General features: G+C 54.1%; 10 protein-coding genes. 7 read left to right on the top strand and 3 right to left on the bottom strand.

Annotated elements, in window-relative coordinates:
* Nucleotides 1–41: 41 nt before the first annotated feature.
* Complete coding sequence (locus HNQ38_RS09040) at nt 42–1,169, bottom strand: sigma-54 interaction domain-containing protein (RefSeq protein ID WP_183719624.1); 1,128 nt, start codon at nt 1,167–1,169, stop codon at nt 42–44.
* A gap of 110 nt (nt 1,170–1,279) precedes the next feature.
* Between HNQ38_RS09040 and hrpB the strand changes: the two genes are divergently transcribed.
* Nucleotides 1,280–3,988, top strand: a complete 2,709-nt coding sequence (gene hrpB / locus HNQ38_RS09035) for an ATP-dependent helicase HrpB (RefSeq protein ID WP_183719622.1) — start codon at nt 1,280–1,282, stop codon at nt 3,986–3,988.
* Between the two features lie 107 nt (nt 3,989–4,095).
* Here the strand turns inward: hrpB and HNQ38_RS09030 are convergent, their stop codons facing one another.
* Nucleotides 4,096–5,094 (bottom strand): YheT family hydrolase, encoded by a 999-nt coding sequence (locus HNQ38_RS09030; protein WP_183719620.1) that lies wholly within the window; start codon nt 5,092–5,094, stop codon nt 4,096–4,098.
* Nucleotides 5,095–5,284: 190 nt separating this feature from the next.
* Here HNQ38_RS09030 and HNQ38_RS09025 point away from each other — a divergent pair, with 190 nt between their 5' ends.
* The gene (locus HNQ38_RS09025; RefSeq protein WP_246388076.1) at nt 5,285–6,538 is read left to right on the top strand and encodes a BaiN/RdsA family NAD(P)/FAD-dependent oxidoreductase; all 1,254 of its coding nucleotides are present in this window, start codon (nt 5,285–5,287) and stop codon (nt 6,536–6,538) included.
* A gap of 14 nt (nt 6,539–6,552) precedes the next feature.
* On the opposite strand, the gene HNQ38_RS14380 is transcribed toward HNQ38_RS09025, so the two are convergent.
* Nucleotides 6,553–6,756 (bottom strand): dual CXXC motif small (seleno)protein, encoded by a 204-nt coding sequence (locus tag HNQ38_RS14380; RefSeq protein WP_281377831.1) that lies wholly within the window; start codon nt 6,754–6,756, stop codon nt 6,553–6,555.
* Between the two features lie 474 nt (nt 6,757–7,230).
* On the opposite strand from HNQ38_RS14380, the gene HNQ38_RS09020 reads away from it, so the two are divergent.
* The 5 genes from HNQ38_RS09020 (at nt 7,231) to HNQ38_RS09000 (ending at nt 16,408) form a co-directional block, all read left to right on the top strand.
* Nucleotides 7,231–8,028: a glycine zipper domain-containing protein gene (locus HNQ38_RS09020; RefSeq protein WP_183719616.1), complete on the top strand. Its 798-nt coding sequence runs from the start codon at nt 7,231–7,233 to the stop codon at nt 8,026–8,028.
* A gap of 77 nt (nt 8,029–8,105) precedes the next feature.
* Complete coding sequence (locus HNQ38_RS09015; RefSeq protein ID WP_183719614.1) at nt 8,106–9,317, top strand: S1 family peptidase; 1,212 nt, start codon at nt 8,106–8,108, stop codon at nt 9,315–9,317.
* Complete coding sequence (locus tag HNQ38_RS09010; RefSeq protein WP_183719612.1) at nt 9,314–10,645, top strand: SrfA family protein; 1,332 nt, start codon at nt 9,314–9,316, stop codon at nt 10,643–10,645. Before HNQ38_RS09015 ends, HNQ38_RS09010 begins: the two co-directional genes overlap by 4 nt.
* A gap of 2 nt (nt 10,646–10,647) precedes the next feature.
* Nucleotides 10,648–13,758 carry a virulence factor SrfB gene (locus HNQ38_RS09005; RefSeq protein WP_183719610.1) on the top strand — a complete coding sequence of 1,037 codons (3,111 nt, stop codon included), beginning with the start codon at nt 10,648–10,650 and terminating at the stop codon, nt 13,756–13,758.
* A gap of 22 nt (nt 13,759–13,780) precedes the next feature.
* Nucleotides 13,781–16,408: a putative virulence factor gene (locus HNQ38_RS09000; protein ID WP_183719607.1), complete on the top strand. Its 2,628-nt coding sequence runs from the start codon at nt 13,781–13,783 to the stop codon at nt 16,406–16,408.
* Nucleotide 16,409: the final 1 nt, after the last annotated feature.

Genomic DNA, 16,409 nt, shown 5'->3' with positions numbered 1-16,409 from the left:
GCAGGCATTGAAACTAACAAAATCTTGCAAAATAAGTGCCATTAGGAATTACGCTTTTTCAATTTCTCTATGAGTGTTGTGCGCTTTATGCCCAAAAGCTCGGCTGCCTGGTTTTTAACGCCTTCAGCCCTATCCAGTGCTTCGTCAATAAGACGCCCCTCAACAGCGTCAAGAAAATCCTTGAGGTTTACTGCTTGTGCCTCTAGCACGGCCAGGTCCGGCCACACAAAAAATCCTGTTCCCTGCTGTGGAACTGCAATTGATTGCCCTTCTGAGGCTTCGGCTGATTTTACAGCCTCTACTGCCCCTGAAGTAACGTCCAGGCAGGGCCCTTCATTATACGTTGGTGAGGCTTCGTCAGTATCTTCCTGAACCTCTGGCAGTTCTGCAATATCGCCAACATGGTCAAGTATTTTTCTGGGTAAATCATCTGGACGAACAATATCATCGTCCACAAGAATACTCAGCCGCTCCATAAAATTTTCGAGTTCACGCACGTTACCCGGCCAAGCGTAGGCAGCCAGCACACGGCGAGTATCAGCAGAAAGTGTAAGAACGGGACGCTTTTTTTTGGAGCAAAAATGATTCAGAAAATATTTGGCCAGCACAAGAACATCCCCGCCCCTTTCACGCAGCGGCGGCAAATGTAATGGAATGACATTGAGGCGATAATACAGATCTTCGCGAAAGCGCCCGGCGGCAACCTCGGCTTCAAGGTCACGATTGGTGGCCGCAACAATCCGCACATCCACTTTTTTGCAGCCGCTGCCGCCAACGCGTTCAATCTCTTTTTCTTGCAATACGCGTAAAATTTTGACTTGAAGGCTCAGGTCCATTTCGCCTATTTCGTCAAGAAAGATGGTGCCACCGTCCGCCACTTCAAAGCGGCCAGGACGAGAGCGAATGGCGTGTGTGAATGCGCCCTTTTCGTGCCCGAAAAGTTCACTTTCCAGCAGTTCTTTGGGGATGGCTCCGCAGTTGATGGGCACAAAGGGCTTGTCGTGACGACTGCTATTGGAATGCAGAGCACGCACCAGCAACTCCTTGCCTGTTCCCGATTCCCCGGTTACAAGCACGGTGCTGTCTGTGGGAGCAACCTTGCCCAAAACTTTAAACACTTCAACCAGGCTTGTGCTCTGGCCGATTATGCCGCTTTTGTTCAACTCCATGAGTACTTCTCCACCAATAATCCTTTCTTGTGTCAATACACTGACGCGAAAAGGATTACCAGTAAAAAAGCTGTTTGAACTTTAGGTTCTTATGCAGCATCCGGCATCGCATGACTGAACACCCTGCCCGTTTAACTTCTGCGACGGTTTTACCTCCCTGCCCTCTGGACACAGAGCGTCAGGCTCTTCTTGCTGCACTGAGCACAGGTTGCAACCTTGTACTTAGCGCCAGCCCTGGCGCGGGAAAAAGCAGTCGGGTTCCATTATGGCTGCTTGATGCGCCCTGGTTAGAAGGACGCAACATTATTTTGTTGGAACCTCGCAGAGTCGCCGCTCGCGCCCTTGCACGCTATATGGCTTCGCTTTTGGGTGAAGAAGTTGGGCGCACGGTTGGGCTGCGCATGCGTGACGAAAGTCATATAAGTAGCGACACGCGCATTGAAGTTGTAACTGAAGGCGTACTTACTCGCCTGCTACAGCAAAATCCTGACCTGCCGCATACTGCCTGTGTACTGTTTGACGAATTTCATGAACGCTCGCTCACGGCAGATATTGGCTTGGCTCTTTGCCTTGAAAGTCAGGCTGTTTTACGGCCAGATCTGCGTATTCTGGTAATGTCTGCAACGCTTGATATGCAGGCCGTTTCTCATGTGATGGGGCATTGCCCAACAATCCAGTGCCCTGGCCGCGCCTATCCTGTAGAAATGCGCCATATACTGCCACCATCCCGGCAGGGAAGCATTGGGGGTTCGGCGAACACCTTCGTCTTGTGGCAGCACATGGCCCATCTAATCTTAACTTTACTTCATGAAGAAAAGGGGAGTTTGCTGGCATTTTTACCAGGTGCGGGAGAAATACGCCACGTTACAAACCTTATTGAAGACCGCCTGCCTTCAAATGTGTTGCTCTGTCCGCTGTATGGGAACCTCTCGTCAGACAGTCAGGATGAAGCCATCGCCCCGGCGCCAGAAGGCAAACGCAAAGTGGTTTTGGCAACTTCCATTGCTGAAACATCACTAACGATTGAAGGCGTTCGCATAGTTATTGACGCAGGGCTCGCGCGTTTATCGCGCTTTGATCCTGCCAGCGGGCTGACAAGGCTGGTGACAGAGCGTGTATCATTGGCAGGCGCAAACCAACGCGCGGGCCGTGCCGGACGGACAGAACCAGGCATTTGTTGCCGTTTGTGGCCAATTGAAGAAGAAAAAGGCATGCGCGCCCATATTCGGCCAGAAATACTGGATGCCGACCTGGCGGGTTTGCTGTTGCAGTTGGCAGCATGGGGCACATTGGAGCCTGCGGGCATGTCCTGGCTGGATTCTCCTCCCCCGGCGCATCTAGCTGTTGCGCGTCAGACCCTTGAGCTTCTGGACGCACTTGATAGCGCAGGAAAGCTCACTGACACTGGACGACGCATGGCAGAGTTGCCTCTGGCTCCCAGAACCGCTCGAATGCTCCTGTGGGGAGTTCTGCACGGGCATGGGCCATTGGCCTGCTGTTTGGCCGCGTTGCTTGAAGAAAAAGATCCGCTGATACCGACTACGCAACATGGCAGTCAGGGACAACGCCCAGCGCATCAACCGGACTGCGATCTTGGCAGACGCATTGATTGGCTGTGCCACGCCCTCAAGGACAAAAGTCAACGCGGCAAAGCATGCAACATGGGGCAGGGAACACGTCAACGGCTGCGCCGCCAGAGTCTTCGCCTGGCCCGTTTGGTACGGACAGGCGCAACAAATTCAGCCGTCACTACTCAATCAGATACAGACTCTGAGCGCTTTTTTGCTGAAGCTTTGGCAGACACCCAAGCATTGGGCATGCTGGTAGCCGTTGCGTGGCCAGAACAGGTGAGTATGCTGCAACCTGGAGATTCCAAGGGCAGCAATATCGGAAACAGACCTGCTGCGGTTTATCGCATGCGTAGTGGAAGGGCATGCCTGCTTTCACAGGAAGATCCCCTGGCCCGGCAGGATTTTTTGTCAGTGGCCCACGTTGATGGCGCATTGCCGCACGGACGTATCCGTCTGGCTGCGCCGCTTACAAAAAAGATGGTTGAAGAAATTTTTGCACAGCAGATTATTCAGCAAGATATGACGTATGTCAGCGAATCCGGCCAGCTTGCAACACGCCGCCAAAAAAAATTGGGCTCTCTTTTGCTTGAAGACACTCCCCTGCCACGCCCTAAACCGGAGCAGGCCATAGAGGCTTTATGCGCACATATTCGCGCGCAAGGTCTGAACTGCCTTCCCTGGGACGAACAGAGTCTTCAGTGGCGCGCACGCGTGGCTCTGTTGCAACAGCTGGACGGCGATCCCTGGCCGCGCATGGATGACCAGGCATTGCTTGATGGGCTGGAAACCTGGCTTTCTCAGGCTTTGGAAGGATGCACATCCTTGGCGTCCATACAGCCTTCCGCCTTTCAAGGTGCTCTGTGCAGCTTGCTGCCAGGACATTTACGCCGGCAGCTTGAAAACTTCGCCCCAACTCACTGGCAGGTGCCTTCTGGAGCGCAGAGACCTGTACTATATGGTGAAGAAGGAGGCCCGACTCTGGACGTAAAGTTACAGGAAATGTTCGGCTGCGTTGACACTCCAACCATAGCTCAAGGGCGTATTCCTTTACTTTTGCGCCTTAACTCCCCTGCTGGCCGCCCATTGCAGGTTACACGCGATCTGGCTCATTTCTGGCGTAATGGCTACCTGTCGGTACGCAGTGAAATGCGGGGGCGATACCCACGCCACCCCTGGCCTGAAGACCCTTTAACGGCTTTAGCCACTGCCCTGACCAAAAAGAAGCTGGCCGCAACAGGCAAGAAATAAAATACGGCATGGTGCGCCAACATTCTAAACAAATCAGGCCCAAAGCCAGGATATGAAGTCTTCACTACGGCGTGCTCAGGGGCAGATAGCCTGAAACAAGAAAGACTTTAGAAAATTTTGCCCTGATCCATCAAACTGCGAACAAATTCCTGCGCTCGTTGCTCACTGTAGTACATGCCACCAGCCTGAGCAAAGCCCACATGCCCGCCATGCTTTGAAACTTCAAGAAACAGATGTTGACTGGCCCTTGCGGTATCCCACGGATAGCAGGACGGCGCGCAAAAGGGATCATCCGCCGCCATAAGAAGATACAAAGGAACGGATATGCGAGGCAAATCCGGCAACACTGTATTTTTTTTCCAGTAGTCTTCAGCAGATGAAAATCCAAAGGTTGGCGCTGTAAAACGGCTGTCGAACTCCGCAAAGGTTTTGATGGACTCCAGGCCGTCTATAGATGGGTACCCCGGAAAGTGTTCAGCCTTGTAACGCACTTTTTCACGTAGCGTGCGTAAAAAATACCACATATACACCCGGCAGGCAGGGCCATCCATAACTGGCGCTGCGGCAGCAAGGTCGCACGGTACAGAGATGGCGATGGCTCCCCTTATCAAGGGCGATACTGTGTCACCACCAAGATAGCGACATATCTGGTTGCCGCCCATGCTGAAACCTGCCAGCAGCAAGGGACGGTTGAAACTTTCCGTAAAACGGATGATCGTTGAGAGGTCTTCAATCTCTCCCATATGGTACATACGGGACGTGCGGTTTGGTTCCCCCGAGCAGGAGCGCATATTCCAGGCGAGGACGTCAAAGCCTAAAACACGCAAAGCCGCAGCCATGCCAAGAATATATTTACGGCGGCTGTTGCCCTCCAGCCCGTGGGACAAAATAACTATCCCCCTTCCCATGCCAAAGCTCTGGCCCGATTCGTCCGAAGCTGGATGCAGATCAACATCCAGAAAATCGCCATCCGGCGTATTGATGCGTTGCCGTGTCACACGGGGCGACAATGGGAACTGTGGCCGAAAAAGTGAAGGCCACATGGTGTTGACGTGGGGGTTAGTCATGTACCAGGGGCAAATGTAGTTCGAATCAAGTACAGGCATGATCCTCTCAATTCGTGGTTTGTTGTTTAAGGTTGTTATCAGGTGCAACTGGCACTGGTGTGCGGGGCATCTTGGCAGACGTCGCCGTCTCGTATATTTTCACGCCATGCAAAGAACTTACTTACATAGCGCTCCCCAGAAAGAGCTGTCAAATCTAGGTGGAAAAATCGAAAACACGATTTTTCCACCCTTGCGTGCCCCCTATTCCAAGGGCAAAGACTGGCAGCAAGATTCGGCCAAAAACGAAGCCGATGTTCTCATTCTGGGTGCTGGAGCCTCTGGCCTTATGTGTGCCAGAGAAGCCGCCGGGCGCGGCCTTAAAGTAATTATACTTGAACGTGGATCTGTCCCTGGACGCAAACTGGCTATAAGCGGTGGAGGCAAGGCCAATTTTACAAATCGGCAGATCAACACATCCCACTATCGCTGTGCAGGTGTGGGTGACAGCGATTTTTGTGCTCCTGCTTTGCGCTCGTTTACTTCAACGCACATGATTCGCCTTGTGCGCCAGTGGCATTTGCCTTTCGAAGAAAGAGAGCATGGGCAGTTATTTTTGACTGTTCCCGCACAAAAAATTGTCAAAGCCCTGCTGGAGGACTGCCGTCAGCGTGAATGCCGCGTAGAATGCAAAAATTCTGTGGAGTCTCTTCACGCTTTGGACGACATGTTTGAAGTGAAAACAACCGTGGGCACATGGCGCGCCAGAAATGTTGTACTTGCTTTGGGCAGCCCAGCATGGCCCCAAGCCGGCGGCAGTGGTCAAGGCTACAGGCTGGCTCAAGGGCTTGGCCACAGCGTTGTGCCGCCACGTCCGGCTTTGAGTCCCCTGCTTCTGCCTGCTGCGCATCCTTTTACAGCACTTGCTGGCATCAGCCTGCCGGTTCGTATATCGGTCGGACAACGCCATTGGCAGGACGATCTTCTTTTTACCCATGAGGGATTGAGTGGACCAGCCGCGTTAAAGGCTTCACTGTATTGGGAAGAAGGGGCTGAAGTTCGCGTTGATTTTCTGCCGAACCAAAAGTTTAAAACACTTCTGGACGCCAACGAAGCTGGAAAGCAGACGCCGCGGGCCATTCTTGCCCGCCTGTTGCCGCAAAGGCTGGTAGACGCCCTGCTGCCACAGGAAAATGCAAGACGCAAGGCGGCGGAGCTGTCACGTGTAGTACGCACAGCGTTAGAAGAAGCCGTGCACAACCATGCGCTGTTGCCTGTGGGAGTGGCCGGATTAAAAAAAGCAGAAGTTTGCCTTGGCGGCGTATCCACCTGTGAGGTGGACCCCTTGACTATGGGAAGTCTTCGCACTCGTGGGCTATATTTTGTAGGCGAGGTGCTGGATGTGGCTGGATTGCTTGGAGGTTATAACCTGCATTGGGCATGGGCCAGTGGCATGGCCGCTGCCAGGGCATTACCTGGAGAAATAAGCCACGCGGCCAAGGCATAGCGCAAAAAATTGTATCAGATTCGATTGCAGTAAACGTTTTCCAAAAAGTTTTCCATAGCATCGTCAGCCTGCTTGATATACTCCTGCAGGGGAAATTCAGCTTTGCATGACGAACAGCGCATGAATACCTCATGACAGGTACGAACGATATGCAGCTTATCCGCGCAGTTTGGGCAATTCAACGAAGTTCTGGCATCGCGAGAGGCAAAAAAAGCCATGACAACTCACAGGGTAAAAATTGTTCAAACTTTGGTCTACGGCATGCCGCAGCCTGATTACGCAACTGGCATGAGCAGAAAATATGACTCAAAATTTTATGCGCAATCGGTACAACTGCCGCAGGCTGTTTAACCACTGACCCCATAAACTTGTCAAATTCCACTAAAGTTTGTTTGGTTATTCATAACAGCTAGCTATCATCATTGAAAACTGACGTGGATTATTCAGTGCTGCGCTAAGGCAAAGGAACAGGCCAGCGCCCATGTTTTGCAGTTAAGTTTCTTTCTGGCAACTTTTGACCACCCAGCGGGCTTTATTAGTCTCTTTTTTTGAGCTGCTGATGTTACGAAACAGTGCGTATGCACACGCACCCCGGCGGTGCTTTGTCTTGCCGGGACTTGCTGTTTTGCATGACTTTGCAGTATCATTAAAGAAGTGATGACTTTCTTTAACTTTAATCAGGAGGCCGTGGCATGCAGCGGCGCGTATATCTTCCTCTCGTGTTTCTTCTTGCGGGCAGCCTGCTTTTTTCGGGCTGCACCAGCCGTTATGGTGAGCAAAAAACACGAGTAAATTACTATCCTCAATGCTATGAACCTGTAGCCAAGCTGCGCCAGGATGAAAACAGCACCGGCAAAAGCACGGCTGCTGGCGCTGCTGGTGGCGCTCTGCTTGGCGCGCTTATTGGGGGCCTCGCAACTGGCAAGGTGGAAGGCGCACTGGTTGGCGCTGTTGCAGGTGGTGCTGCAGGTGCTGTTGGCGGCAATATTTACGGGAAATCACAGGAACGTCAGCGTGATGCAAACTATCTGGCTGAATACAATCGCCAGATGGGAGCCGAAGCTGCCAGTATGAACCGTGCCACAGCAGCCGCCAAGCTGGCCACCAAGTGCTACGATCAGCAATTCAAACTGGCTGTCGACCAGTTCAAGGCAGGTCAGCTTACCCGTCTTGAGCTTCAAGATCGCTACAACGAAATCCGTAGCGGCCTGGAAGAAACCGCCTTCATTCTGAAGGACACTTCAGTCGCAATGGCCCAAAAAGATAGCGAATACGAAAAAGTGCTGGCAGGCCCAACCACTCAAGAACAGCCTGCGGCGTCGTCGCCCACTACTGCCAAGAAGAAGACAACACCTGCTGTCAAGCAGGCGAATCTGACGCCACAGGCTTCGGAATGGAAGTCTTCGCGTAAAGAGCTTGAAAGTACGCGCAGTGATGTTGACGCCCGCATGAACAGTTACGAGCAGACTGTCAATAACCTGCTCGGTTAGCCGTATGATCGCGCAGCCCCATTCCTTGTGGGTGGGGCGCGCGAACATCTTTTGCGGCGGCACGCCGCGGAGTTGCCATGAGTCAAACGCCCGATCCCGCTGCTCAGGGGCAAGAAGCGCATACCAGCGCTCAGCCCACCCCTGCCTTACCCTGGTTTCGCCGCCCTCTATTTTGGGGGATTCTGTTCTTTTTGGGCCTCTTTTTATTGGTAGCATGGCTCTTCTGGAAAGAATGGCAGGCAGCAGAAAATCTCAAAGAGCAAACAGCAGCCCGAACCGTTGAGTTACAGAAGCAGAATCAATCGCGTCAGGATTTTATTGCCCGTTTACGCCAGCTTCTTAAAGAAGAGCCGTGTGAAGTACAGCGGCAATTGCCCCATCTTTCTGCCCCTGCAGGTATTGTCTGGCCGCCATTGGCTGGCAATGCGGAAAAGGCAGGCGGCACACTTCCTGAAGCTTCTGGCGCAACAGCGCGCCCTGCCCCTGTAAATCCTCAGGCTTCGCAACCCACGGTTGCGCCCCAGGGTTTTGCAGCCCTTATGGAGCAGGCCACTGTTCTTGTTCTGGCCCTGCGGCAGGAAGGTTTGTCTATGGGCTCTGGCTTTTTTGTGGCGCCGGGGTATGTGGTTACCAACGCGCATGTGGTAGGCACCGCTGAAAAGGCAGCTGTTGTCAACAAGGCCACAGGCTCGCCTCTTTCTGCCCGCGTATTGCGAACCGTTCAGAGCAATGGCCGTGACTTTGCCGTACTGGCAGTGGATGGCGGCCCCGCGATCACTCCCCTGGCGTTGACCAACGACGTTTGGCGCACTGAAAGAGTGAGCGCCTGGGGTTTCCCCGGTGCTGTGACCAACGACGACCCACAATTTTTGGCATTACTGAAAGGCAACGACGCCGCTGCTCCCGAAGTGGTTTACACCGACGGTGTGGTCAGTGTCATTCTTGAGCGCAAACCAGCCCTTATCGTCCACACGGCAACCGTGTCACAGGGCAACAGCGGTGGCCCACTGGTTAATGACAAGGGAGAGGTCGTGGGCATCAACACCTTTATTAAACTGGATGACGAATCTTACAGACAGTCCAGTTTGGCTATTGTAAGCGCCAGTTTGGCAGAATTTCTCAAGGCAGCCGGAGTGCCCTTCACGATGGCGCCCCCCCGCGCAAGTCAGGGGCAGGCACAATCCCCCAAGTCTTCTGACAAGGCGGACGCATCCAAGCAGGATACCACGGGCAACAAGGCACAGGATGCCCCTGATACAGCCAAGGGTGCGCAAGGAGGCAGGCCATGAGCATACGCATCGCCGTAACCATGCGTGGCCCCATGCGCGCGCTTGCCAGTCAGGGCATTTTGGCTACAGACTGCCATGCCCAGCTTAAAACCATTTTGCTGCAAAAGCTTGGTCCCGAGCACGCGGCCCTGTTGGCAGAGCCGCAACACGATCCCGAGGCCAACACTGTAGACTGGTATGCTGAAGGTCAGGGATCGGCAGTCGCCCTCAAAGATCTTTCAGAAGACGAAGCCAATGTTGTGCGTTCCAAAGCCGCAGCCCTTGCACGGGATGTAGCTAACCTGTCAGAGCAACTTACCGCCGACGCTCAAGCCAGACAGGCTCTTTCAGGCCAGCTGTTGCGGCAGGCCTTGCAGTATCCGTCCGACGACGACATCTGGTCTGTAAACGGGCAGCCTGTGCTTATCAACTGGGGGTTTGCCCCCGGCAGTTCCGGGGCTTTGCCTCAGGACCTAACGCGTCTAGGCGCGGCATCTCCGCCGCCACCTCCAGCTGCGCCGGTTCTCCCGCCTGTGGCCCCTGCTGCTGGCGGTTGCCTGCCCTGGCTTTTGCCCTTGTTGCTGCTTTTGTTTCTGCTCTGGCTTTTGGGTGCAGCTTTGGGATTTCTGCCGTCACCCATTCCTGCGGGCTGCATGCCAGTAGACCGCCAAAAACTCGCTGCAGAAGAGCAACGCGCTGCTGCTCTTGATGATGAACTGGCCCTCTTGTGGGAGCAGCTTCAAGAGCGTGCAGCCATGTGCAAGCCTGTAAAACCAGTTATTCCTCCCGTGGTGGAAAAACAGCCAGAGCCGGTCGAACCTGCGCCGGAACCTGAAATGGTAGAACCCTTCTTGGGTGAAACTCCCGTGACGCCTCCTCAGCCTGAAAAGCCCAAGGAGCAGCCAAAGCAGCCAAAACCGGACCCCAAACCCGTTGAGCCGCCCAAGGAACCGGAAAAGCCCAAGAAAAAGAATGAAGATCTGAGCATTCCGCAGGACGCGGCCAAAAAGAACGATTTGAGTTTTCTTGAAGGTTGTTGGACCAGCGAAACGGGCTTGTATTCACACCCGTCCAATGAGCCTATCATTGCGGAATACTGCTTTGACAAAAAAGGCAGTGGCCGCCGCTTTGTGCGTGAGCGCAATGGTCAGGTGTGCAGCGGCCCAGCTTCAGCCCGCTTTCAGGGCAACAGGTTAAACTTTGATTCAGGTCAGGCCAAATGCCCCAAAGGTGGCACCTACGTCCCCCAGAAGGTGGAATGCACCGGCAGTGAAAACACCACGCAATGCAAGGGCAAAGAGCAGGGTGGGCGCAACAATAAGTGGGATGCCCGCTTCAGAAGGAAATAAGCATGAATGTCATACCCCGCTATCTTTCTCCTGTGAGCATCATTCCTGGTGGTTGCCCGCAGTTTCTGGACTTCTCTCTGCCAGAGGACTCCATCCGGCGAATGCGGCGCTACTTTCGCGAAGAAAAAAAGAATCAAGGCGATCCCGATGGACGCTACACGCACTATTTGCGCTGTCTGGCTGAAAGTGAAAACGGCTTTATTGACCAGCTGACGGGCCAGCCCTGCGATGAAGACTATAGCGTTGAAGCCCGCCGCGCCGTTGGCGTATGGGATGGTCACTGGCTGCCCATTCCTTTTTTGCGCACCCTTGACCAGTCGTGGCCCGACGGCGGCAAACGCTTTGAATGCGGCCCCTCAAACTGGGCGCGCGCGCGCGTTATGCAGTCAGAGCGCCATCCCGACCAACTGCGCGTTGTTCTGGCCTTTGACACCAATGTGGAACAGCGCCCTGCCGAAGGTGAAAATTACCATGCCCTTTCCCCGCAGGATGTGGCTGCCCACGGGCACTTCATGCTGGCTCATCTTGTGCGCGACAATTCGTGGTTTCTCAATGCCGCGTGGGTAGATGAATGGTTGAGCGGTATTTTTGATGCATGGCGGCAATCGCAGCATCGGGGACGCGGCTCGTGGAAAGATGACACACCGTATGTGCTGGAGCATCTGGCCAACTACCTCACATGGCTTGACGTGGTGCGCATGGCCCTCAATGATCTGGCGGCGCAGGTTATCAATCCTGACCGCGATACGCCTGTGGACGTGGACCTTGTGCTGGATATCGGCAACTCCCGCACCACAGGCATATTGGTGGAAACGCTGCCCCAGCGCGTGACCAACCTCAACGACAGCTATTTACTGGAACTGCGGGATCTGAGCGAGCCAGAGAATATTTACTCTGACCCCTTTGAAACCCGTGTTGAATTTGTTGATGCGGCTTTTGGCAATGACGCGCTTTCCCGCCGTTCCGGCAGGCAAACCCCTGCCTTTGCATGGCCTTCCGCAGTACGCATCGGGCCGGAAGCTGCACGTCTGGCAACTCAGGCTGTTTGCGCCGAGGGTACGACAGGCATGTCCAGCCCCAAGCGGTACCTGTGGGATGAACGCCCCTGGCAGCAAAGCTGGCGCTACAATACTGGCGGCAAGGCTGAACCTATGGTAAGCCGTGGCCTTTTTCCCCGGCAGCTTAATCCTTTGGGCACCCCGCTTGCCTGTTTTGACGACCCGCTTTTCAAAAAAAGTCCAGCCCTGCAAAAACAACAGGCTGAACCTATCTTTGAATCATTGTTCACACGCTCGTCGCTCATGCATTTCATGCTTGGCGAAATTCTTACGCAGGCTCTTGTAACCATCAACTCTCCAGCAACCCGCGCACGCCGCGAACTGCCCAACCTGCCCCGCCGCCTGCGCAGGCTCATTTTTACCGTGCCTACAGCCATGCCCGTAGCCGAAAAACGCATTTTTCGCCGTTGGGTTGTCTGGGCCGTTCGTGTTGTGTGGAATGCCTTGGGCTGGAGCCAGTGGTACACGCCCAAAGCCTTGGTGCGCGGTCAAAGCGGTGACTACCGCCAGAGTCCGCAGGTGCGCTGTGACTGGGACGAAGCCAGTTGTTCGCAACTGGTGCTGCTTTACAATGAACTGGCAGTCAAACAGCACGGCGACGCCCATCATCTTTTCCGCCTTTTGGGCAAACCCCGCGCCTCCTGCCAGGGACGCCCCTGCGTGCGAATGGCTTCCATTGACATCGGCGGCGGTACGACGGACCTGTCCATAGCCACTTACGAACTGGCTAGCGGTGAAGGTGATACAGCCCGAATAGTGCCGCATACCGAATTCAGAGACGGTTTCAATATCGCGGGCGACGAAGTCTTGCGTGAGGTTGTGGCCAACCATGTGATTCCGGCCATTGGGCAGGCGCTGCTACAACAGGGCTTGCCCGAGCCCCGCGCCCTTCTTGGGCAACTTTTTGGCCGCGATTCCATCGGCATGTCACAGGAAGACCGCAATACAAGAGTCCGTCTGGTGCGACAAATTGCAGTGCCCGTGGCGTTGGGCCTTCTTGCTGCCTGCGAAAACCCTGACATGCGTCACGCCAGCTACACATGCGCATTGCGAGACTTTTTTGAACCCGACCCTCTTGGCTCACCCGAGGGTGAACATGGTTCAGCCGAAGGCAAAGCCGAGGGAGCAGGATTTGAACCAGCGGCTCTCGCGCCGCGCCCGCAGGCTGCCATACTCAAAGCCGTGGAAAATATGGTTCGCAGGGGAGCCCCCCTCATCCAGAACTTTAACATTTTGGATGTGCCCATCACGGTCAGTCCTGCAGCTGTTGATGTGACCATACGCTCTACTCTTGGCCCCACGCTGTCAGCGTTGTGCGAAGTGGTGCATATGTATGACTGTGACGTTTTGCTGCTGACGGGCCGCCCCAGCTCATGGAACGGCGTTGTCGCCTCTGTTCTGGCCAAACTGCCTGTTCCTCCTGACAGAATAATTCCCATGCGCAGCTATCATGCCGGATCGTGGTATCCCTTTGCTGACGCGCAAGGCCGTATTACCGACCCCAAAACCACTGTGGTTGTGGGCGCCATCCTTTGCGCCCTGGCAGACGGGCATCTTGAAGGTTTTTCTTTTGACTCTGGCGCATTGCATCTCACTTCGACAGCCCGGTATATTGGTGAGATGGATATCAACAGCCAGCTCAAAAAACCCAAGGTCTGGTTTGCTGTTGATGTGGACAGCAATGAGGGCACAGAGCAAATCCGGCGTGTCGCGTTCAGTGGCCCGCTTTCCATTGGCTATCGGCAACTGGACGCTGAGCGGTGGCCCACAACGCGGTATCATCTGCTCACTTTTGCCAATGAAGACGCGCGCGCCAGAGCTTCTGGCCGCCTTCCCTATGAAGTGGAGGTTCGCCTCACTGTTGAAGATGTGTGGGATGATGCCCCTCGAACCGACGATGAGAAAGACCGCAGCGAAGGCGAGTTCAGCATTATTTCCATTGTGGATAATCAAGGCCGTGGCGTAGACAGGCGGGATCTCGAAATCCGCTTGCAGACGTTAAAGCTGGACGAAGGGTATTGGCTGGATACGGGCATTGTGACTGATGCCGGTTAACGGCGGTTAAGTGAGGCAAGATATGGTTATGCAGCAGGATATGGACCTTGCACGGAAATGCCGCCAGTTTGCGGACACCGCCCGAAAGGCCGGGACGTGGCTTCAAGATAATGCCGAAATGGTCGGTGGCGAACGGGTTTCCTTGCTTAAGGATATGCGCCACGCAGCCCGTTTTTTCGGTAAATGTGGCCAGGCTGCCGAGCGTAAAATGTGCGCTGGCGTCTTTGGCCCCAGCCAATCAGGCAAATCGTACCTGATTTCAGCCCTGGCAAGTGACGCCAATGGTGCTTTGTTGGCTGATTTTTGTGGCGAGAATCATGATTTTCTTAAAAAAATCAATCCAGAAGGCGGCAAGGAGTCCACAGGGCTCGTAACGCGTTTTACCACCACGCAACCAGAAGGAATTTCGCCAGAATTTCCCATACGTCTGCGCCTGTTGTCTGAAACAGACGTAGCCCGCGTTTTGGCCAATACCTACTATGCTGACTGCGACCACCAGGACGCCCCCAGCGCAGAGGCTCTGGTAAAAGCGCTCGACGCATTGGAGGCAAGCGCCCCTGCCAGTCCTGTTGCAGATGGGCTTGATGTTGACGATGTTGAAGACCTGCGCGATTACGTTAACAAGAATTTCAGTTCACGTCCCCGCGTACAGATGCTTCAAAATGGTTACTGGGCGCGTGCGACAGCTCTTGCCCCGCGCCTGGATATGGAAGCCCGCGCTCGCCTCTTTGGCCTTGTATGGGATGAAGTAGAAGAATTTCAGTCAGTCTATCTGCAACTGTGCGGAGCTTTACGAAGTCTTGGCAATGCCGCTGAGGTAAATTGCCCCCTTGAAGCTCTTATTCCGCGTGAGCGGAGCATCATTGATGTGGAACGCCTGCAGGGTCTGAAACACCCCACCGACGATACATTGCCCATTCTTGCGCCCAGCGCCCTCAAGGTTAACCTGCCAAGAGCCGTGGTTACTGCCCTTACAGCAGAAATAACCATTTACATGCGCGAAAAACCTGATGATTTCTTTGATCACACGGACCTGCTGGACTTTCCCGGCTACCGCTCGCGTTACAAGTTCACAGACCTGCGCGCAGCACTGGCCAGCAAAGAAGAAATGCTTAAAGAGCTTTTTCTGCGTGGTAAGGTCGCTTACCTGTTTGAGCGCTACCGTGAGGAAAAAGAGCTCACCAGCATGCTTTTATGCATTGCCCCCGGTCCGCAGGAAGTTCACGACTTGCCCCATGCTGTCTATGAGTGGATATGCTCCACGCACGGCGAAAAACCTTCTAGTCGTGCGGGCAAAGCTCCGGCTCTTTTCTTCGTGCTCACCAAGATGGATATGGAGTTTGAAAAAAAGAAGGGGTCTCCTTCTGTCGAGACGCGATGGACCACCCGTATGGAATCATCGCTGGTCAAATTCTTCGGTCAGGTACACGACTGGACGGAAAACTGGGATGGCATCCAACCCTTTAATAATGTCTTCTTGTTGCGCAACCCCAACTTCACCTGCGAAGCCATTTTTGACTATGACAACGGACGCGAAACCGGTGTCCGTCAGGACCAGTTGGCTTTTGTGGAAGAGGTTCGTCAGTCTTTCTTGCAGTCACCATTAGTGCAACGTCATGTGGGTTCGCCTGAGACAGTCTGGCAGGCTGCTATGACGCTCAACGATGGCGGTGTAAGCCTTTTGCGTGATAGCTTGCGGCCTCTCTGCAATCCAGAACTCAAACGCCAGCAGATTCGCGTCAGTCTTGATGAAAAAAGAGAACAGATTGTAACACGCCTTTCGCCCTTTTACCGTACGGACGACAGAGAAGAGTTGCGCCGTCAGAAAGAACAACTTTCGCGCACGTTGATCACCCTGCTCGCCAAGCTGGCTGAAAAACAGCTGTTCGGTGAATTTTTACGTCATTTGCAGGTGCGCGATTATGACCTTTACGAACTGTGCCTCAATGCCCGGCAAATTCCAGAGCAGGGGCAAGGCAGCGCGAGTGTGCAGGTAGTGGGCACCCGGGTGTCGGCTGATGACATTTTGGGGGACATTTTTGGCGACAGCGCAGCAAGCGCGCCTGTAACCCAAGACAGTGCCGAGGAACAGGCAAGAGATATGGCCGGAGTATTTGCCTCTCTTGTTATGGAGCACTGGATTGGCCGCCTGCGCGACCTTGGTGCATCCAGTGAGGCGCGTGGTCAGTTGGGGCTGCCAGCCCTTGAGCTTGATCAGTTGTGCCACGAAATCATATTGGCCGCTTCGCGCTGTCATTTACGCGAAAATCTGGAAGACAACCTGCGGCGCAGCATGTCTTACAGCAATATCGCCCGCGAACGACTGATCTGGAAGCAGGTCAGCCTGGCTGCCGATGCCATTAATGCCTTTGTGGACTGGTTGGGCTTTGACCCTCGCTTCAAAAATCAGAGCCAACGCACAATTCTTTTTGGCGGCAAAAGCATCAGTTTGTTTGATCCGCCGCCAGATATCGTTGGTGAGCCACGCATTGCCGAACAAGAAGCCCCGTATGACCGTTTTTGGTATACAGACTGGCTGCGTGCTCTGGCTTTCAGCATTACTGCCAACGTAGATTTTGACGGCCAGCAGACGCTGGACCCTGAACAAAATAACCGCCTGCGTGATATTTTGCAGGTTTTCAAGGGATAAT

Source organism: Desulfovibrio intestinalis, from assembly GCF_014202345.1.
Classification (GTDB): domain Bacteria; phylum Desulfobacterota; class Desulfovibrionia; order Desulfovibrionales; family Desulfovibrionaceae; genus Desulfovibrio; species Desulfovibrio intestinalis.
The sequence above is the reverse complement of the archived record's forward strand: the minus strand, read 5'-3'. Positions and strand labels throughout refer to the sequence as shown.

Excerpts from the sequence above, each read along its gene's own strand:
- HNQ38_RS14380 (WP_281377831.1), bottom strand. The coding sequence starts at position 6,756 with ATGGCTTTTTTTGCCTCTCGCGATGCCAGAACTTCGTTGAATTGCCCA.
- HNQ38_RS09005 (WP_183719610.1), top strand. The coding sequence starts at position 10,648 with ATGAATGTCATACCCCGCTATCTTTCTCCTGTGAGCATCATTCCTGGT.
- HNQ38_RS09015 (WP_183719614.1), top strand. The coding sequence starts at position 8,106 with ATGAGTCAAACGCCCGATCCCGCTGCTCAGGGGCAAGAAGCGCATACC.
- HNQ38_RS09030 (WP_183719620.1), bottom strand. The coding sequence starts at position 5,094 with ATGCCTGTACTTGATTCGAACTACATTTGCCCCTGGTACATGACTAAC.
- HNQ38_RS09020 (WP_183719616.1), top strand. The coding sequence starts at position 7,231 with ATGCAGCGGCGCGTATATCTTCCTCTCGTGTTTCTTCTTGCGGGCAGC.
- hrpB (WP_183719622.1), top strand. The coding sequence starts at position 1,280 with ATGACTGAACACCCTGCCCGTTTAACTTCTGCGACGGTTTTACCTCCC.
- HNQ38_RS09040 (WP_183719624.1), bottom strand. The coding sequence starts at position 1,169 with ATGGAGTTGAACAAAAGCGGCATAATCGGCCAGAGCACAAGCCTGGTT.
- HNQ38_RS09010 (WP_183719612.1), top strand. The coding sequence starts at position 9,314 with ATGAGCATACGCATCGCCGTAACCATGCGTGGCCCCATGCGCGCGCTT.
- HNQ38_RS09000 (WP_183719607.1), top strand. The coding sequence starts at position 13,781 with ATGGTTATGCAGCAGGATATGGACCTTGCACGGAAATGCCGCCAGTTT.